We start from the raw sequence: 15,815 nt of genomic DNA, 5'->3' as shown, positions 1-15,815 counted from the left end.
GTTGGCGGAGCACCCCCCACCTTGCGCTAATGTATGTGTCGCAGCGAGCGCACGCCGTCCGGGATGCCGGAAACGGGTGCATTCGGTGCAAGCGGAGCGATCCCCTGTAGCTCAATTGGCAGAGCAGCCGGCTGTTAACCGGCAGGTTACTGGTTCGAGTCCAGTCGGGGGAGCTCGCGCAAGTCTTTCCCCTGTAGCTCAATTGGCAGAGCAGCCGACTGTTAATCGGCAGGTTACTGGTTCGAGTCCAGTCGGGGGAGCGCTGATCAAGGACTCCTTCGGGGGTCCTTTTTCGTGTGCGGGAACCGATCACCGGGTGATCGAGGTCTCCCAGGTGGTGCGTCTGTGACCCGCGAGGGCGACAGATCGTATGAGCAGCTATGCTGCGGCAGACGGCGTGCACGACACGTGAAGGCGCGCCGTACGGGGCGGTAGCTCAGCCGGTTAGAGCAGCGGACTCATAATCCGTCGGTCGTGGGTTCGAGTCCCACCCGCCCCACCCTGGGCGGCAGGTCGGCAATCCAGCCGGCCTGCGCCAAGGCCCCAACTGGGGCCGTGCGCGGGCGCGTCGGCCCGCCGCAGGGATCGCCGGCCGGCCCGCTGAGGGCCCGGAGCGCGAACGATCCACCCCCCAACTGCCGCACCGCCGGGGACTCACCCGTGCAGCGCCCGTCGGCGTGCGGGCATCTCGGGCTTCGTGTTGGCTCGTTGTGGCGGGGCCGCATCCTCGCGGAGCCCCGGGCCTGCTTCGCGCGGTGCCCGCCTGCGCCCTGTCTCTCTCCAATGGCGCCCCGCACCATGAGGAGTTCGCGGTGGAGGGGCCGTGCGGCCAGGCGATGCCGCAAGGATCGTCAGCGGGGTTCGTCGATGACCGGGTTCTCCAGGGCTCCGATCTTGTCGATCTCGACGCGCACGGTGTCGCCCGCCTTGAGGTACTTGCCGGGCCGGTGCCAGGCGATGCCGCTGGGGGTGCCCGTGGCCAGCACGTCGCCGACCTCCAGGGTGAAGGCACTGGAGAGATAGGAGACCTGCTCGTACAGGTCGTAGAGCATGTCCGCCGTGTGTCCGTCCTGGCGGAGGTCGCCGCTCACGAAGGTGCGCAGCCCCAGATCGAGCGGGTCGCCGATCTCGTCCGGGGTGACGATCCACGGGCCGATCGGGCCATGGGTGTCGAAGGACTTGCTGACCACCATGCCCGGTTCGAGCTCCTGCCAGTCGCGCACGCTGACGTCGTCGATGATGGTGAACCCGGCGGTCACGTCCAGTACCGCGTCCTTGTCGTTCGGTACGTCCTTGCACTGCTTGCCGATCACCACACCGAGTTCGCCCTCGTAGTCGACCTCGTCCGGCGCGGTGGCCGGAATCCAGACCGGGTCGCCGGGGCCGACGATGCTGCTCTGCTGCTTGTTGAACCACGCCTGACGTGTGGGCCGCTCCATGTGGGTCTCTTCGAGATGGGCGGCGTAGTTGTAACCGATGGCGAGGAACTTGGGCGGCCTGGGCACGGGCGCGCACAGCTTCACCTCCGAGAGCGGCATCCTCGGGGCCGAGCCGGACTCTGCCCGGGCCCGCTCGGGATCGCGCTCCAGCAGGTCGATCATGGTCGCCAGCGACGGATCCGCCGCCGTGAGGTCCACCACCTCGTCCCCCTCGACGAAGCCGACGTGCTGCCCGGAACCGGTGTCGAACGTCGCGAGTTTCATCGCTCACCCTTCGTGGCAGCGACCGTTCGACCGGCCGTTGCCGATTCGAGATGCACCACTACCCATTACGACACGGAGTCCTGCCTCCATCAAACGGGGGACATCGCGTCGAGACGGGAGCGGGAACGGCGCAGGGCCGCCCGCGGGGGGCGGGCGGCCCTGCGCTTCGAGGGGACTCAGCTGGTGGCGGTCAGTTCTGCTGTTCCCGCCCGGGCAGCGAGAGACCGTCCCAACTGCCGCACCGCCGGGAGCGGAAGACGCCCTCACTCGTGCGGCGGCGGCCGGCGTGCGGGTGTCCCGGGCTGCGGGCAGGCTCGGTTGCGGTGGGCCTCGCCCCCGGGCGAAGCCCCCGCGCGAGTCGGCCCCCACCACAACGGCGTGGCGGGGGCTGCTTGCTTCATCCGCGTTCCCGTCGCGGCCTGTGCACCTGGGCGCGGAGCGCGGAGCGTTAGGGTGCGGCCATGAAATCGCTGCCGTGGGCCGTTGCCGCCGTCGCCATCGGCCTCACCGCACTGACCGTTGTCGTCGCTGTCGTCGTCCAGATCGCCCACGGCAATCGCGCCCCCGTCGTCATGCCGTCCGTGCCCATCACCGTGGCCCTGCCGGTCGCACTCGGCTTCGGCGCCCGGGCCGCCTGGCGCAAGGCCCTGAGCCGGGAGGGCGCTCCGCCCGTCGTTGACGAACGGTCGTGGCAGGCCCCGGGGGAGTAAGGCCGGACGCGTAACGGCGCTGCGTACGGAGTGACTTGGGGCGGCGAGAGACGAGTGCGCGGCACCCTCGTGACCGGTCACGCCGGCCGGCTGGCTAGGGTGCGCGGCATGAAATCCGTTCCGTGGACCCTTGCCGCCACCGTGCTCAGTGTCATGGCACTGTCGACCATCGCGGGCATCGTCGTCACCCTGAGCAGGGAGTTGTCCACCCAGACCGCCTGGGCGCTGGCCTTCTCGCTGGCCTGGCTGGTCGGGCTCGGCTTCGCGTCCCGGAACGCGTGGCGCAAGGCCCTGGGCCGCAACAAGGAGCTGCCCGCCGGTACTTCGCAGGGCTGGGAGGCCGGCGACCGCTGACCGGGGGTGCCGGGGAGGCCGCCGTCCGGGCGGGGTCAGGACGTGCAAAGGGTCTTGCGCAGAGCCTCGTTGACGGCCTCGGCCTGTGCCTCGGTGACCTGGCGGTCGGCCGTGCCGAAACGGGACTGGGCCGCCTTGACCGCGTCGCCTCCGCCGCTGATGGTCGAGCACTGGTTGCGCGCGTTGGCGATCGCCTTGTCCGCGTCCTTGGCGAACGCCGGGTCGATCGCCTTGAGCGCGGCCAGCAAGGCGGTGCGCTTGGCGCCGGTGGGCTCGTCCGGCAGCAGGTCGGCGATGTCGGGCACGGCGGAGCCGGCGGCCGTGGGGGAGGACGTCGGGGTGGCGGCGGGTGCGGGGCTGTCCGCCGGCGTGCCGCTGTCGGCGCCGCCGGAGGTGCACGCGGTGAGCGCGAGCAGGAGGGCGGCGCCGGTGAGGACGGCGGCTGTGAGGTGAATACGCATGCCCGGCATTGTGACGGGGCCCGGGCGCGCCCGGGCCGAGTCGGCGCATTCGCGCGGGGGACGGGGCCGAACCCCGGCCCCCGCGGGCGGCGTTGTGCCACGGAGCGCGTTCGAGACGGGCGCCCCGCCGGGCCTCACACCGACGAGAGGTCGATCGCGCGGTCGACGTCGTCGGGGCGCAGGACGCGGAGGATGCCCTCGAGGAGGTAGTAGTCGCCGTAGGGGACGGAGACCTCGACGCCGTCCTCGGCGGGGCGGTTGCGGGTCGCGCGGGCCAGGACGGCCTGGGCACGGGTGGACCGGGTGGTGAGGCAGGTCGTCGCGAGGGCGGTGAGGATGCGGAGGGCGGCCTCGCGGTAGGAGGGGCGGCCGGTGGCGGCCGCGAGGTCGAGCAGTCCGCAGGCCAGGACGGCGCCGGCGGAGGAGTCCTTGACGTCGTACGGCTGCTGGGGCGCGAGGTAGTCCCAGCCGGGGACGTTGTCGGGTGTGAGGGCGCCGAGCGCGTAGTCCGCCAGCTTCGTGGCCGTGCTGAGGAACTGGGCGTCACCGGTGCGCCGGTGCATCGTGGTGAAGCCGTAGACGCCCCAGGACTGGCCGCGGGACCAGCAGGAGGCGGGACTGTAGCCCTGGACCGTGCCCGGGCCGACGGGAGCGCCGGTGGCCGGGTCGAAGTCGTAGACGTGCGGCGTGGAGCCGTCCGGGCGGGGGAAGTAGCGCTGGGCGGTGCGGGCGTGTGCGGTGGCGGCGTCGAGGTAGCGGGGGTCCCCGGTCTGCTCGGTCGCGAAGGCGAGCAGGTCGAGGTTCATCATCGTGTCCATGATGACGCGGCCCGCGTTGGCCGTGTCGTTCAGCGCGCCCCAGGCCCGGATGAACCGTCCCGCGCTGTTGTACCGCTTGACGAGCGAGGACGCCGCCTGGACCGCCCCGTCACGCCACTTGGGGTCGCCGGTGAGCCGCCAGGCGGTGACCCAGGAGGGGTAGAAGAGGAAGCCCAGGTCGTGGGTGGTGGTGTCGGTGCGGCGCGGGGCGAGCCGGTCGGCCGCGGCGAGGGCGAGGGACCGGAACCGGGCGTCGCCGCTGTGCAGCCAGGCCATCCACAGCGTGCCCGGCCAGAAGCCGCCGACCCAGTCGCCGTTGTCGGAGTAGGTCCACTTCTCGGCTTTCGTGATGACGGGAAACGACGTGACGCCGGGGGCGACCGCCCGCAGCTTGGTCACGGCGTAGTCCGCCGCCGCGCGCAGGGTCTGCAGGGTCTCGGCCGGATCGGCGGCCGGGACGGAGGACGCGGCCTGCGCGGAGGGCGCGGAGGGTGCGAGAACGGTCGTCGCGGCCGCGGCGCCGGCCGCGGTGGTCAGCAGGTGTCGCCGGGAAATGCTCATGGGTGCCCGCCGTTTCGAGTGGGGGGACGGATCACGAAGAGGCGAGGCAAGGGTTGCACGGCGCTCACGGCGAAGTACATATACGTGGCGTGAGTTTGTGTATGTGAACAGAGATGACGCAGGCTCCGACCGGGTCGCCGCGGCGCCGTCGCGCACCGCGGCTCCGCCGCCCGTTCACTCCGGCCCCGACGCCCCCTTCGCGGCCTCGGCCGCGCCGTCCTCGCGGCCGGCGGCGTAGACGCGCTGCACGAAGGCGGCGGCGGCCGCCTGGTCGAGGTCGTCGGTGAGACGCATCAGTTCGGTGGTGAAACGGATGATCGGGTTCTGGGTCATGGGTCCAGGAGACCGTGCCGGGGGGCCTCCTGCCAATCACTAATTCGCACTAATGTGCGGGAAGGTGCCTGTGGGACCCCGACGGGCCGAGACACTCCCGTGTGCGCCGTTGCCGGTCGGCGCCGGGTGCGGCTGCGATCCTGTGGGTTCCGCAGACCCACGGAAGAGGAGCAGGCGATGCCCGGCAAGCCGAGGATTCTCGTGACCGGTGCCGCGGGGAACGTGGGAGGCGTCGGCCGCAGCGCGGTCGAGGTCCTGCGGGACCGCGGCTTTCCCGTGCGCGCGTTCGTCCGCCGCGAGGACGACCGGGCCGAGGCGCTGCGGGCGATCGGGGCCGAGGTGTTCGTCGGGGACCTGACCAGCACCGCGGACGTCGCCGAGGCGGTGCGCGACTGCACGCGGATGTACTTCGGCATGAGCGTGTCGGCGCAGTATCTGCAGGCCGCGCTGGTCGCGGCGGCCGTCGCCCGGGACTACGGCCGGCTCGACGTGCTGGTCAACATGTCGCAGATGACGGTCTCCCAGATGGATCTCACCGGCGGCTCGGACTCCCGGCAGCACCGGCAGCAGTGGCTCGTGGAACAGACCATGAACTGGTCCGGGGTACCCGTCACCCACGTCCGGCCGACCGTCTTCATGGAGAACCCGCTCCTCCTGGGAGCGGGATTCGGGTCCATCACCCGGGACGGCACGATCCGCCTGCCCTTCGGCTCCGGCCGCACCTCGCCCATCCTGGGGCGGGACGTCGGCGAGGCGGTCGCGGCGATCCTGGCGGACCCGGCGCCGCACATCGGGCGGGTCCGCGAGCTGACGGGGGCGGCCTCCCGCGACATGAACGCGATCGCGGCGGAGTTCTCGGAGGTGCTCGGACGGCCCGTCAGGTACGTCGACGTCCCCTACGAGCAGTGGGTGGAGAAGGATCTCGGCGCGCTCGGGCTCCCGGAGCACGTGCGGCAGCATCTGTCCGTCATGGCGAGGCTGCACGCGGAGAACCGCTACGACCGCGTGACGGACGACCTGGAGCAGATCATCGGCCGTCCGGCGTCCGGCGTCCGTGAGCTCGTCGAGGCCCACCCGGAGGTCTTCGCCTGACGCGTGACCCGTCCCGGCCGGGGTCGGGACGGGTCACACGCGCTCAGTGGTCGGCGCAGCAGGGCGTCGGGTTGGGCACCTCGAAGGGGGCGAGGCGCCCGCCGATGGCGGGGACCAGCGGCAGGACGAGCCGGCCGGCGCGCCACTCCGGACGGACGTGGTCACTGGTGAGCACCTCGACGCCGGGCGCGGGCCGCTCGTCCGCGGGGGAGCCGAGGACCGCGAGCCCGGTGATGGGGGTGTGCGCGAGCACGTCGGCCACCGTGACCGTGCCGGTGAGGAGTTCCACACCGGGGTAGACCACGGCGCGGCCGCCGGTACGGGCGGCGGCCTCCTCCGCGGCCCGCGCGGCCGCGGCGGCGAGCGGGGCCGGCCCGTGGGCGCGGCCGGCCAGATGCACGCCCCACGGCCCCGTCCCCGCCGCCGCTGCGTCCGCTGCGTCCGCCGTGTCCTGCGCGGTCAGGGCACGCCAGGCTGCCTCGGCCGCCTGCTTCCCGTCCCCGTCCCCGTCGCCGTCCGGCAGGGTGAAGGACACGGCGGTGTGCGGGGTGCCGGTGCGGACGAAGTGGGTGCAGGCGACCGTGCCCGCGGGAAGGCCGAGCCGGTCCACCAGGTGGTGGATCAGGTGGTCGGCCTCCCGCAGGCTCGCGGACCCGGCGTCCACGCCGAGGACCGTGCCGTACGTCACGCGGGCAGCACCCAGATGGGGTTGGTGTAGAACCACAGGTCCTTCCACGGGTCGGCGTCGTGCAGGACGTCGATCGCCGGACCGTGCGGGTCCACCGCGGCACCGTTCAGGCCGACGGCGCTGCGGTTGCCGTCCGTGCCGCGCAGGCGGACGTACAGCGGGCGGTCGACACGGCCCAGCGAGTAGCGCAGGCGCACCGAGCCCACGGACTGGTTGACCTCGAAGGACGTCACGACCTTGGTGTTGGGCGTGCTGAAGGTGTCCTTGTCGGAGGCGCGGCCGGTGACGTCGCCCTGGATGACGTCGACACGGGCGAGCGTCGGCACGAACTGGGCCCAGTTGGGACCGTTCGCCAGGTCGATCTCGAGGATCAGGTCGACCTTGTCGCCGCGGCGGATGCGCAGCATGCCGCCGAGGGTCTGCTCGTCGCCGCCGGCCTTCAGCCGCGCGTTGAGGCCGCTGATCAGGCCGCCGTGGTCGACCCAGACCCGGCCGTCGCGGATGCCGTCCATCACCGCGCGGTAGGAGAAGCTGACGGCGCCGACGTGGGTGCGGCTGTACTGGCCGGGCCAGAAGTCGCCGTCGGTCAGGCTGAGCGCGCCGCCGTAGACCGGGTCGTTGTACTTGCCGTTGGCGTTGAAGTCGCTGCCCGGGCCGCGCACCGCGTTGTCCGCGTACACGTTGTGGGCGTCGGAGTTGGCGGTGATCCACCACGGCTTGCCCTCGGCGAGCAGGCTGTCCCACAGACCGCCGACGGTGGCGGTCATCCAGTCGAAGCCGCCCCAGGTGCGGTAGCTCTCCAGGGGGTAGCCGCCCCAGGACTGGGCGCTCGGGTTGCTGTCGTAGAAGCCGCGGCCGGCGCCGGGACCCTGCGGGGCGGGGATGCCGGCGGCCTGGTGGCCGGGGGCGCCCTCCATACCGACGGCGATGGTCGGCTGGGCGTCGCGCCAGGCGCGGATCTCGTGCGGGGAGTCCAGGCCCTTGCGGGCCGGGTGGTTGGCCAGGAACAGCGCGTCGCGGACCCGGCGCTGCTCGACGGCGTCGGCGAGGAAGTTCAGGCCCGCGATGGCCAGCGCCTCGTTGGCCGGGGTGGGGTCGGTGGCGCCCTTGACCGCGCCGTCGAAGGAGTTCTCGAACTCCTTCAGCACCGCGACCTCGTCCTTGCCCGGGTGCACGAAGACGGTGCCGTGCTCGGCGGCCGGGATGTTCCACTCCAGGCCCTGGAAGACCAGGGTGTCCTCGACCTGGTCGCGGGCGGCGACGATGTCGGGGTTGACCTTCTCCACACCGATCTTGGCGTGCTGCTCGCTGCCGTGGTCGGTGATGACCATCCAGTCCAGGCCGTTGCCGTTGGCGTGCCGGACGTGGTCGATGACGCGGTACTTGGCGTCCGAGCTGTACTGGGTGTGGATGTGGTGGTCACCGGCCAGCCACAGGAAGTCGCCGTTCCAGGTGCCGCTGCGGCCCGTCTTGCTGTCCGCGAAGGCGGGGGTCGCGCCCGTGGCGGCGCCGGCGAGCACGCTGCTCGCGGCCAGGCCCGCGCCGAGCAGGCCGGTGCGCCGCAGCATGCCGCGGCGGGACAGCTGGTTCGGCGTCAGTTCCTCGTCCGGTACGGACATGTCCAGCGCGGGCGGCAGCGACTGTGAGGCGTCGCCGTGCGCGTGGTCGTGTCCGTGACTGTGGTCGTGTCCGTGGTGATGGCCGTGGCCCATGTTTCGCTCCTTGCATTGAGCGCCGGTCCGCGCTGGTAGGAGGCGTGCAGGAAGAGAGCCTGCGGAGGCCGGATGAATTCTTCGGGCCGGTGAGGTGGAGGGCAGAGTTACGCCGCATGTGAACCGGGTCGCTTGTTCCGGAACGCGTCAGTTCGCAACGGTCGGTCGGCTGAGAGGCCGTCAGCGCTGGATACTTCCCTTCCCTCTGGGGCGAGTTGGCCGTGCGCGCAATACCGGCCGCCCGGCCGCCGGGGTCAGGCCTCGGCGACCGCCGCCGCCACGGCGACCGCCAGCGCGCAGACCGCCGCCGCCGCGATCCCTGCGGCCGGGCTCACGTGGAGCACGATGAGGGCGCCGATCGCGGCCCCGGAGATCAGCGCGACCACGCTCAGCGTCTCGCGCACGGCCTGCGGCCGGGGATGCCACGGGGCGCCGGTGTTGCTGACGAGGGAGACCAGGGTGCGGGTCATCACGCTCGTCGTCAGGCCGCTGATGCCCAGCCGTCCCGCCATGGCGTTCTGCATGCCGAGCGCGACCGCGCAGATCGCGACCAGGGCGTCGTGCGGCACGCCCACCGACGCGAGCGCGGCCGCCGTGCCGAGCAGGACGGTCTCGCAGCCCGCACCGGCCCGCACCAGCGCCGTCGGCGGGTGCAGCCGGCCCACCGTCGCCCGGCACAGCAGGACGCCGGCGACGAACCCGCCCAGCGCCACCACGGAGGTGACGACGGAGAAACCGGAGACGCCCGCCATGCCGAGGCTGACGAAGACGAGGTTGCCGGTCATGTTGGCCACGAACACATGGCCCAGGCTGATGATGCTCACCGCGTCGATCAGCCCGCTCAGCACGGTGAGGGCGAGCAGCAGCGCGGGCAGCAGGCGTCCCGTCCCGGTGGCCGCTCCACCGCTCATGTCCGCCGCCTTCCGCCGGTGATGTCCCGTTCTTCCCCGGTCAGGATGCACCGTGCAAGCGGTGGGAGCAGACTGGTGCGTGGCCGATCAGGGGTACGAAGGAGCGTGGTGATGGCGGAACCCTCCCCGGAGGCGCTGTCGCAGCCGGTGCTCGGCCCTCTGACGACCTCCGCCATCTTTCTCGTCGTCACGGTGGACGACGGGGGCGAGGAGACCGTCCGCGATCTGCTGGAGAACCTTTCCGGCTTGCGGCGCTCGATCGGCTTCGGCTCGCCGGGCGGCCGGCTCAGCGTCGTGGCGGGCATCGGTTCGCAGGTCTGGGACCGCCTCTTCGACGGGCCGCGGCCGGCCGGTCTGCATCCCTTCGAGGAGCTGACCGGACCCCTCCACCACGCCCCCGCCACCCCCGGCGACCTGCTCTTCCACATCCGGGCGACGCGGCAGGACCTGTGCTTCGGGCTGGCCGTCCAGATCATGGAGCGCCTGCGCGGCTCCGTGACGGTCCGGGACGAGGTGCACGGCTTCACCTACCTCGACGTGCGCGACCTGCTCGGCTTCGTCGACGGCACCGAGAACCCGGTCGGCGCCGAGGCGGCGGCGGCCGTCCTGACCGGCGACGAGGACCCGGACTTCGCCGGCGGCAGCTATGTGATCGTGCAGAAGTACCTGCACGACATGGACGCCTGGAACGCCCTCACGGTCGAGCAGCAGGAGCTGGTCATCGGCCGGAGCAAGATGGGCAACATCGAGATGGACGACGACGTCAAGCCCGCCGACTCCCACGTCGCCCGCACCACGGTCGTCGGCCCGGACGGCGCCGAGCGGCAGATCCTCCGCGACAACATGCCCTTCGGGGCCGTCGGGAGCGGCGAGTTCGGGACGTACTTCATCGGCTACGCGCGGACCCCGGAGGTCACCGAGACGATGCTGCGCAGGATGTTCCTCGGCGACGACGAGGCGTCCCACGACCGCATCCTGGACTTCTCCACCGCCGTGACGGGCACCCTGTTCTTCGCCCCGCCCGCCGCCTTCCTCGACGACCTGCCCGCCCCGCCCGCACCGGCGGCCGCCGCCGTGCCCGCGACCGTACCGGCCCCGCAGTCGCTGGGGATCGGAGACCTGAGGAAGACCGGCACGCCATGAACAACCTGCACCGAGAACTCGCCCCGGTCTCCGACGCCGCCTGGGCGGACCTGGAGGACGAGGCGCGGCGCACCTTCGAGCGCCATGTCGCGGGCCGCCGGATCGTGGACGTCCCCGAGGCGGCGGGCTCCGAGCTGGCCGCGGTGACGACGGGTCACCTGGACGACGTGGAGCCGCCCGCGCCGGACGTCCTCGCCTACCTCCGCCGATCGCAGCCGGTCGTCGAGCTGCGTGTGCCGTTCACCGTCGACCGCCGCCAGGTGGACGACGTGGAGCGCGGCGCCAAGGACGCCGACTGGCAGCCGGTCAAGGACGCCGCCCGGCGCATGGCCTTCACCGAGGACCGGGCGATCTTCGAGGGTTACGCGGCCGCCGGCATCGACGGCATCCGCGCGAGCGCGTCCAACCCGCCGCTCACCTTGCCTGTGGACGTGCGCGACTACCCCGACGCCGTCAGCCAGGCCGTCTCCGCGCTCCGCCTCGCCGGGGTCGGCGGCCCCTACACGCTCGCGCTCAGCGCGGAGGCGTACACCGCCGTCAACGAGACGTCCCACTACGGCTATCCCGTCCAGACCCACCTGGCCCGCGTCCTGGACGGGGAGATCGTCTGGGCCCCCGCCATCGACGGGGCGTTCCTGCTGTCGACGCGCGGCGGCGACTTCGAGCTGCGCATCGGCTCCGACGTCGCCATCGGCTACCTGTCGCACGACGACACGAGCGTCCGGCTGTACTTCCGGGAGACGCTGACCTTCCTGGTGCACACGGCCGAGGCCGCGGTCGCCCTCGCCCCGGCCGCCGCGTAGCCCGGCCGGTTCCGGGTAACGGACCGATATGACCGGAAAGCACAGGAAAACCTCGCTCTGGCCGCACCGCCACCCCGAGCGCCACGAGGAACACACCCGTCACGCGGCCACCCCGTCCACCGCCGGCCCCACCCGCGAGGGCCCGCCTCGGGACGCCGGCCCCGCCGGCCCGCCGCCCCTCGTCCCCGGCACCCACGTCGACGGCAGCCAGGCACCCCACCACCGCGCCTGAAACGGCCCCTTTCTGCGAGGATCGCCGGTGCCGACGCACCGCGCGTCCAAGGGGGTTGAAGGTGCCGTCCACCGAACTCACGCACGTCTTCCGGATCGCCGCGCCGCCGCGGGAGGTCTACGACCACCTGAGGGAGCCGGAGCACTACATCGGCCTGTCGCCGCTGGTGGTAGCCGTCCGCGACGTGCGCCGCGACGACGACGGCACGGTGCGCTACACCGCCGTGGAGCGCTTTCGCTTCCTCGGCCTGCGTCACGACAACGCGATCGACGTCACCATCAGCGCCGATCCGGCCGGCCTGCCCGACGCCGCCGCGGTCGGCGGCGAGGTGCGCAGCCCCGGCCGGGTCCGCATGGGCTACCGCTTCGCCATCGCGGGCGACGGCCCCGGCAGCGTCGTCACCGACGTGCTGCGCCTGCACACCCCTCCCGGCCTGCTGCGCTTCGCCGCCTCCCAGGCCGGCGCCGTGCAGAAGGCACGGGCCGTGGTGCTGGCCGGACGCCTGGAGCGGCGCGCCTGACCGCCGTACGGGTGGACCGGGCCGGGAGCGCGTGACACGTTCCGTCACCGTGGGGACCGTTTGTGTGATCATTCGCCGTCCTTCTGGAGGAACCCCCACGATGAGCGCGCACACGGAGAACGAGATCGTCATCGACGCGCCGCTGCAGTACGTCTGGTTGCGGACGAACGACGTCGCCGCCTGGCCCTCGCTCTTCAGCGAGTACGCGGCGGCCGACGTCATCGCGCAGGAGGGCGACACCGTGCGCTTCCGGCTCACGATGCACCCGGACGAGAAGGGCCGCGTCTGGTCGTGGGTCTCGGAGCGCACCGCGGACCCGGCGACGCGCACCGTGCGGGCGCGGCGGGTGGAGACCGGCCCGTTCGAGTTCATGAACATCTTCTGGCAGTACGAGGAACTCGGCCCGGAGAGCACGCGGTTGCGCTGGGTGCAGGACTTCCGGATGAAGGCGGACGCGCCCGTCGACGACGAGGGCATGCGGCAGCGGATCAACGGCAACTCCAAGGTGCAGATGCAGCTCATCAAGGAGCGCCTGGAGGCCCGCCGCATCCGGCCGGTCGGCACCCTGGACGTGCCGGCCGACACCCGCCGCGGCGGTGACATCCGCACCCTGCTGGCGACCGGTTCCGTCGGGACGACGGACGGCTTCTGCGGCATGGTCACCGTCGGCCCCGGCGAGGCGGTGGCCGAGCACTACCACCCCTACTCGCAGGAGTACCTGGTCGTCGTGGAGGGCGAGTTGAGGGTCGACCTCGACGGCGTGCCGCGCAGCGTCGCCGCCAACGAGGCACTGCTCATCCCGCGCGAGGTGCGGCACCGCGTGGTGAACGCCTCCGGCGCGGTGGGCCGCGCGGTGTTCTTCCTGAGCCCGCTGGCGCCCCGCCCCGACCTCGGCCATGTGAACACCGAGAGCCGCGAGGACGCGGCCGCCGTGGCGCAGGCCGCGGTCACCGAGGCCGGCGGTCCTTCGGCGACGGGCCGCGAACTGGTCGACCGATGACCGGACGCCCGGCCGTGCGCCGCGTCGTGGTCACCGGCGTCGGCGCCGTCGCGCCCGGCGGCGCCGGGCGGGAGGCGTTCTGGCGGCGGATCGTCGGGGGGCAGCCGGCGGTCCGCCGGATCAGCCGCTTCGACGCCTCCGGCTACCGCTCGCAGATCGCCGCCGAAGCCGACTTCGACCCGGTCGCGGCCGGGCTCACCCCGCAGGAGGTGCGCCGCAACGCCCGCTTCGCGCAGTTCGCGCTGGTCGCCGCCGCCGAGGCGCTCGCCGACAGCGGGATCACGCCGGAGGGCGAGGACACCGACCGGATCGGGGTCTGCCTCGGCACCGCCGCGGGCGCCACCGCCACCCTGGAGGAGGAGTACGCGGTCGCCAGCGACGGCGGCCGCGACTGGGAGGTGCACGCCGAGTACGGCGTCCCCTTCCTGCACCGGGCGATGCACCCCTCCTCCGCGGCGGCCGAACTGTCGCTGCGGCACGGGCTGCACGGTCCCTCCGTCGTGGTCTCCACCGGCTGCACCTCGGGCATCGACGCGATCGGCCACGCCTTCCAGACGCTGCGCGACGGCGAGGCCGACGTGGTGCTGGCCGGCGCGTGCGACGCGCCCATCTCGCCGGTCACGGTGGCCTGCTTCGACGCGGTCCGCGCCACGACCGACTTCGACGGCGACCCCGAGCGGGCGTCCACCGCCTTCGACGCGCGCCGCAGCGGCTTCGTCCTCGGCGAGGGCGGCGCCGTGCTGGTCCTGGAGGAGATGGAGCGCGCCGTCGCCCGGGGCGCCGCCGTCTACTGCGAGGTGCGCGGCTACGACAACCGCGCCAACGCGTACCACATGACCGGGCTGCGCCCCGACGGCTACGAGCTGAGCGAGGCCATCATCACCGCCATGTCCGAGGCCGGCATCTCCCCCGAGGAGCTGGACTACATCAGCGCCCACGGCTCCGGCACCGCGCAGAACGACCGCCACGAGACCGCCGCGTACAAAAGGGCCCTCGGCGACCACGCGCGGAAGGTGGCGATCAGCTCCATCAAGTCGGTCATCGGTCACTCCCTCGGCGCGATCGGGGCCCTGGAGACGGCCGCCTGCGCCCTGGCCATCAGCCGCGGCAAGATCCCGCCGACCGCGAACCTCGTCCACCCCGACCCGCTGTGCGACCTGGACTACACCCCCGTCTTCGCGCGGGACCAGCGGGTGCGGCACGCCCTGTCGGTCGGCAGCGGCTTCGGCGGCTTCCAGTCGGCGATGGTCTTCTCCGCCCTGGACGCGGACGAGGACCGCGGCGCCGCGGGCGCCCGCCGCGTGGACGGGGCGGACCGCCGGGGGGCGGCGGCATGACCACGCGCGCGGTCCTCAGCGGCATCGGCGTGATCGCCCCCACCGGCATCGGCACCGGCCCGTACTGGCGGGCCACCCTGGCCGGGCGCAACGGCCTGCGCCCACTGGGCCGGCCGGACGCCGGGCGTTCCCCGGTCGCGGTGGCCGGCGAGATCACCGGCTTCGACGCGGGGGAGTGGATCGGCGACCGGCTGCGGGCGCAGACCGACCGGTGGACCTGGTTCGCACTGGCCGCGGCCGAGATGGCGCTGACCGACGCCGCCCTCAAACCGGCCGACCACCCCCCGTTCCATTTGTCGGTGGTCACCGCGGGCGGCTCGGGCGGCAACGAGTACGGGCAGCGCGAGCTGCACCATGTGCTCACCGGTCGGCCCGCCCGGTCGGGCGCCCGTCAGCCGGCGGCGTCCTTCTACGCGGCCAGCACCGGGCAGATCTCCATCCGGCACGGTTTCACCGGCGGCTGCGGGGTCGTCGCCTCGGACGGGGCGGGCGGGCTCGACGCGCTCAAGCAGGCATGGCGGCTGCTGCGCCGCGGCAGCAAGGCGGTGCTCGTCGGCGGCACCGAGGCGCCGCTGTCCCCGTACGCGCTGGCCTGCCAGGCGACCCTGCCGACCGTGCACCGGGGCGCCGACCCCGAGCGCGCCTACCTGCCGTTCAGCCCGGACGCCTCCGGCTTCGTGCCCGGCGAGGGCGGCGCGCTGATGGTGCTGGAGGAGAAGGCCCACGCCGCCGAACGCGGCCGGCTCGCCTACGCAGAACTGCTGGGGCACGCCGCGACGCACGACGCGTACCACCACACGCTGCCCGCGCCCGACGGCGCGCAGCTGGCGCGGGCGATCACCACCGCCCTGGAGCAGGCCGGCCGCGAGCCGTCGGACGTGGACGTGGTCTTCGCCGACGGCGCGGGCGACCTGGACGGCGACGCCGCAGAGGCCGCGGCCCTGCGCCGGGTCTTCGGCGACCGGCTGGCCGCGCTGCCGGTGACCGTGCCCAAGGCTGCGGTCGGCCGGCTCGTGTCGGGCGCGGGCGCGCTCGACGCCGCCACCGCCGCGCTGTCCCTGCGCACCGGGCTGGTCCCGCCCACCCGCGGCGGGGACGCGCCGACCAGTGCGGAGCGGTACGGGCTGCGCCTGATCACCCGCTGGCACCGGCCGGACCGGCTGCGCACGGCGCTGGTGGTGGCCCGCGGAACGGGCGGTTTCAACAGCGCGGTCGTGCTGGGGGCGCTGGACTGACCCCCGGAGCGGTCCGCCGGGACGACGACGGCCGCCCCGCGAGTGCGGGGCGGCCGTAGCCGGGGATCACCGGCGTCGGTTCCGGAACGCTCCCGGGCCGATGGCCCCGGAGAGCGGAGGGTGGTGCACAGACCCGCGGCTCTGCACGTCGAAGGCCTTGGCGAGGGGCGCGAGGGCCGCGGCGCTGCCGGTGGCGGGGACG

At 73.1% G+C, this 15,815-nt stretch carries 17 protein-coding genes and 3 tRNA genes; 13 read left to right on the top strand and 7 right to left on the bottom strand.

Features of this window, described 5'->3' with window-relative positions:
- Nucleotides 1–100 precede the first annotated feature (100 nt).
- The 3 genes from ACFWVC_RS23640 to ACFWVC_RS23630 all read left to right on the top strand — a co-directional run bounded on the left by ACFWVC_RS23640 (nt 101) and on the right by ACFWVC_RS23630 (nt 499).
- Nucleotides 101–173, top strand: a tRNA-Asn gene (locus tag ACFWVC_RS23640).
- Nucleotides 174–187: 14 nt separating this feature from the next.
- Nucleotides 188–260 (top strand) — tRNA-Asn (locus ACFWVC_RS23635).
- 165 nt (nt 261–425) lie between these two features.
- Nucleotides 426–499, top strand: a tRNA-Ile gene (locus ACFWVC_RS23630).
- Nucleotides 500–851: 352 nt separating this feature from the next.
- On the opposite strand, the gene ACFWVC_RS23625 is transcribed toward ACFWVC_RS23630, so the two are convergent.
- Nucleotides 852–1,703 carry a fumarylacetoacetate hydrolase family protein gene (locus ACFWVC_RS23625; RefSeq protein ID WP_384289414.1) on the bottom strand — a complete coding sequence of 284 codons (852 nt, stop codon included), beginning with the start codon at nt 1,701–1,703 and terminating at the stop codon, nt 852–854.
- 461 nt (nt 1,704–2,164) lie between these two features.
- Here ACFWVC_RS23625 and ACFWVC_RS23620 point away from each other — a divergent pair, with 461 nt between their 5' ends.
- On the top strand, nt 2,165–2,413 hold the full coding sequence (locus tag ACFWVC_RS23620; protein WP_384289413.1) for a hypothetical protein: 249 nt from the start codon (nt 2,165–2,167) through the stop codon (nt 2,411–2,413).
- A 108-nt stretch (nt 2,414–2,521) separates the two neighbouring features.
- Nucleotides 2,522–2,767 carry a hypothetical protein gene (locus tag ACFWVC_RS23615; protein WP_384289411.1) on the top strand — a complete coding sequence of 82 codons (246 nt, stop codon included), beginning with the start codon at nt 2,522–2,524 and terminating at the stop codon, nt 2,765–2,767.
- Nucleotides 2,768–2,802: 35 nt separating this feature from the next.
- Here the strand turns inward: ACFWVC_RS23615 and ACFWVC_RS23610 are convergent, their stop codons facing one another.
- From ACFWVC_RS23610 to ACFWVC_RS23600, 3 genes are all read right to left on the bottom strand, one after another.
- On the bottom strand, nt 2,803–3,228 hold the full coding sequence (locus tag ACFWVC_RS23610) for a hypothetical protein (protein WP_384289408.1): 426 nt from the start codon (nt 3,226–3,228) through the stop codon (nt 2,803–2,805).
- Between the two features lie 134 nt (nt 3,229–3,362).
- Nucleotides 3,363–4,607, bottom strand: coding sequence for a glycoside hydrolase family 88 protein (locus ACFWVC_RS23605; protein WP_384289406.1), 1,245 nt, complete (start codon nt 4,605–4,607; stop codon nt 3,363–3,365).
- A 174-nt stretch (nt 4,608–4,781) separates the two neighbouring features.
- Nucleotides 4,782–4,940: a hypothetical protein gene (locus tag ACFWVC_RS23600; protein WP_384289403.1), complete on the bottom strand. Its 159-nt coding sequence runs from the start codon at nt 4,938–4,940 to the stop codon at nt 4,782–4,784.
- 177 nt (nt 4,941–5,117) lie between these two features.
- Here ACFWVC_RS23600 and ACFWVC_RS23595 point away from each other — a divergent pair, with 177 nt between their 5' ends.
- The gene (locus tag ACFWVC_RS23595; protein ID WP_384289401.1) at nt 5,118–6,032 is read left to right on the top strand and encodes an NmrA family NAD(P)-binding protein; all 915 of its coding nucleotides are present in this window, start codon (nt 5,118–5,120) and stop codon (nt 6,030–6,032) included.
- A gap of 43 nt (nt 6,033–6,075) precedes the next feature.
- Here ACFWVC_RS23595 and ACFWVC_RS23590 read toward each other — a convergent pair whose 3' ends face one another.
- From ACFWVC_RS23590 to ACFWVC_RS23580, 3 genes are all read right to left on the bottom strand, one after another.
- Entirely contained in the window at nt 6,076–6,720 is a 645-nt protein-coding gene (locus tag ACFWVC_RS23590; RefSeq protein ID WP_384289398.1) for a hypothetical protein, read from the bottom strand.
- Nucleotides 6,717–8,432 (bottom strand): PHP domain-containing protein, encoded by a 1,716-nt coding sequence (locus tag ACFWVC_RS23585; protein WP_384289395.1) that lies wholly within the window; start codon nt 8,430–8,432, stop codon nt 6,717–6,719. Before ACFWVC_RS23585 ends, ACFWVC_RS23590 begins: the two co-directional genes overlap by 4 nt.
- A gap of 254 nt (nt 8,433–8,686) precedes the next feature.
- Nucleotides 8,687–9,343: a YoaK family protein gene (locus ACFWVC_RS23580; protein ID WP_384289393.1), complete on the bottom strand. Its 657-nt coding sequence runs from the start codon at nt 9,341–9,343 to the stop codon at nt 8,687–8,689.
- A gap of 111 nt (nt 9,344–9,454) precedes the next feature.
- Here ACFWVC_RS23580 and ACFWVC_RS23575 point away from each other — a divergent pair, with 111 nt between their 5' ends.
- From ACFWVC_RS23575 to ACFWVC_RS23545, 7 genes are all read left to right on the top strand, one after another.
- Entirely contained in the window at nt 9,455–10,486 is a 1,032-nt protein-coding gene (locus tag ACFWVC_RS23575) for a Dyp-type peroxidase (protein ID WP_384289391.1), read from the top strand.
- The gene (locus ACFWVC_RS23570) at nt 10,483–11,289 is read left to right on the top strand and encodes a family 1 encapsulin nanocompartment shell protein (protein WP_384289388.1); all 807 of its coding nucleotides are present in this window, start codon (nt 10,483–10,485) and stop codon (nt 11,287–11,289) included. Before ACFWVC_RS23575 ends, ACFWVC_RS23570 begins: the two co-directional genes overlap by 4 nt.
- A 28-nt stretch (nt 11,290–11,317) precedes the next feature.
- Entirely contained in the window at nt 11,318–11,521 is a 204-nt protein-coding gene (locus ACFWVC_RS23565; protein ID WP_384289386.1) for a hypothetical protein, read from the top strand.
- 61 nt (nt 11,522–11,582) lie between these two features.
- Nucleotides 11,583–12,041: an SRPBCC family protein gene (locus tag ACFWVC_RS23560; protein WP_384289384.1), complete on the top strand. Its 459-nt coding sequence runs from the start codon at nt 11,583–11,585 to the stop codon at nt 12,039–12,041.
- 100 nt (nt 12,042–12,141) lie between these two features.
- Nucleotides 12,142–13,041, top strand: a complete 900-nt coding sequence (locus tag ACFWVC_RS23555; protein WP_384289381.1) for a cupin domain-containing protein — start codon at nt 12,142–12,144, stop codon at nt 13,039–13,041.
- A complete protein-coding gene (locus ACFWVC_RS23550) occupies nt 13,038–14,378 on the top strand; it encodes a beta-ketoacyl-[acyl-carrier-protein] synthase family protein (protein WP_384289378.1) in 1,341 nt (446 codons plus the stop codon). The genes ACFWVC_RS23555 and ACFWVC_RS23550 overlap by 4 nt, the downstream gene beginning before the upstream one ends.
- Nucleotides 14,375–15,613 carry a beta-ketoacyl synthase N-terminal-like domain-containing protein gene (locus ACFWVC_RS23545; RefSeq protein WP_384289376.1) on the top strand — a complete coding sequence of 413 codons (1,239 nt, stop codon included), beginning with the start codon at nt 14,375–14,377 and terminating at the stop codon, nt 15,611–15,613. Before ACFWVC_RS23550 ends, ACFWVC_RS23545 begins: the two co-directional genes overlap by 4 nt.
- Nucleotides 15,614–15,815 lie beyond the last annotated feature (202 nt).

This window comes from Streptomyces sp. NPDC058691, assembly GCF_042714775.1.
Lineage (GTDB): Bacteria > Actinomycetota > Actinomycetes > Streptomycetales > Streptomycetaceae > Actinacidiphila.
The sequence above is the reverse complement of the archived record's forward strand: the minus strand, read 5'-3'. Positions and strand labels throughout refer to the sequence as shown.

What these genes read in the sequence shown, in the direction of transcription:
- ACFWVC_RS23625 (WP_384289414.1), bottom strand. Translation starts at nt 1,703, where the DNA reads ATGAAACTCGCGACGTTCGACACCGGTTCCGGGCAGCACGTCGGCTTC.
- ACFWVC_RS23620 (WP_384289413.1), top strand. Translation starts at nt 2,165, where the DNA reads ATGAAATCGCTGCCGTGGGCCGTTGCCGCCGTCGCCATCGGCCTCACC.
- ACFWVC_RS23615 (WP_384289411.1), top strand. Translation starts at nt 2,522, where the DNA reads ATGAAATCCGTTCCGTGGACCCTTGCCGCCACCGTGCTCAGTGTCATG.
- ACFWVC_RS23610 (WP_384289408.1), bottom strand. Translation starts at nt 3,228, where the DNA reads ATGCGTATTCACCTCACAGCCGCCGTCCTCACCGGCGCCGCCCTCCTG.
- ACFWVC_RS23605 (WP_384289406.1), bottom strand. Translation starts at nt 4,607, where the DNA reads ATGAGCATTTCCCGGCGACACCTGCTGACCACCGCGGCCGGCGCCGCG.
- ACFWVC_RS23600 (WP_384289403.1), bottom strand. Translation starts at nt 4,940, where the DNA reads ATGACCCAGAACCCGATCATCCGTTTCACCACCGAACTGATGCGTCTC.
- ACFWVC_RS23595 (WP_384289401.1), top strand. Translation starts at nt 5,118, where the DNA reads ATGCCCGGCAAGCCGAGGATTCTCGTGACCGGTGCCGCGGGGAACGTG.
- ACFWVC_RS23585 (WP_384289395.1), bottom strand. Translation starts at nt 8,432, where the DNA reads ATGGGCCACGGCCATCACCACGGACACGACCACAGTCACGGACACGAC.
- ACFWVC_RS23580 (WP_384289393.1), bottom strand. Translation starts at nt 9,343, where the DNA reads ATGAGCGGTGGAGCGGCCACCGGGACGGGACGCCTGCTGCCCGCGCTG.
- ACFWVC_RS23575 (WP_384289391.1), top strand. Translation starts at nt 9,455, where the DNA reads ATGGCGGAACCCTCCCCGGAGGCGCTGTCGCAGCCGGTGCTCGGCCCT.
- ACFWVC_RS23570 (WP_384289388.1), top strand. Translation starts at nt 10,483, where the DNA reads ATGAACAACCTGCACCGAGAACTCGCCCCGGTCTCCGACGCCGCCTGG.
- ACFWVC_RS23565 (WP_384289386.1), top strand. Translation starts at nt 11,318, where the DNA reads ATGACCGGAAAGCACAGGAAAACCTCGCTCTGGCCGCACCGCCACCCC.
- ACFWVC_RS23555 (WP_384289381.1), top strand. Translation starts at nt 12,142, where the DNA reads ATGAGCGCGCACACGGAGAACGAGATCGTCATCGACGCGCCGCTGCAG.
- ACFWVC_RS23550 (WP_384289378.1), top strand. Translation starts at nt 13,038, where the DNA reads ATGACCGGACGCCCGGCCGTGCGCCGCGTCGTGGTCACCGGCGTCGGC.
- ACFWVC_RS23545 (WP_384289376.1), top strand. Translation starts at nt 14,375, where the DNA reads ATGACCACGCGCGCGGTCCTCAGCGGCATCGGCGTGATCGCCCCCACC.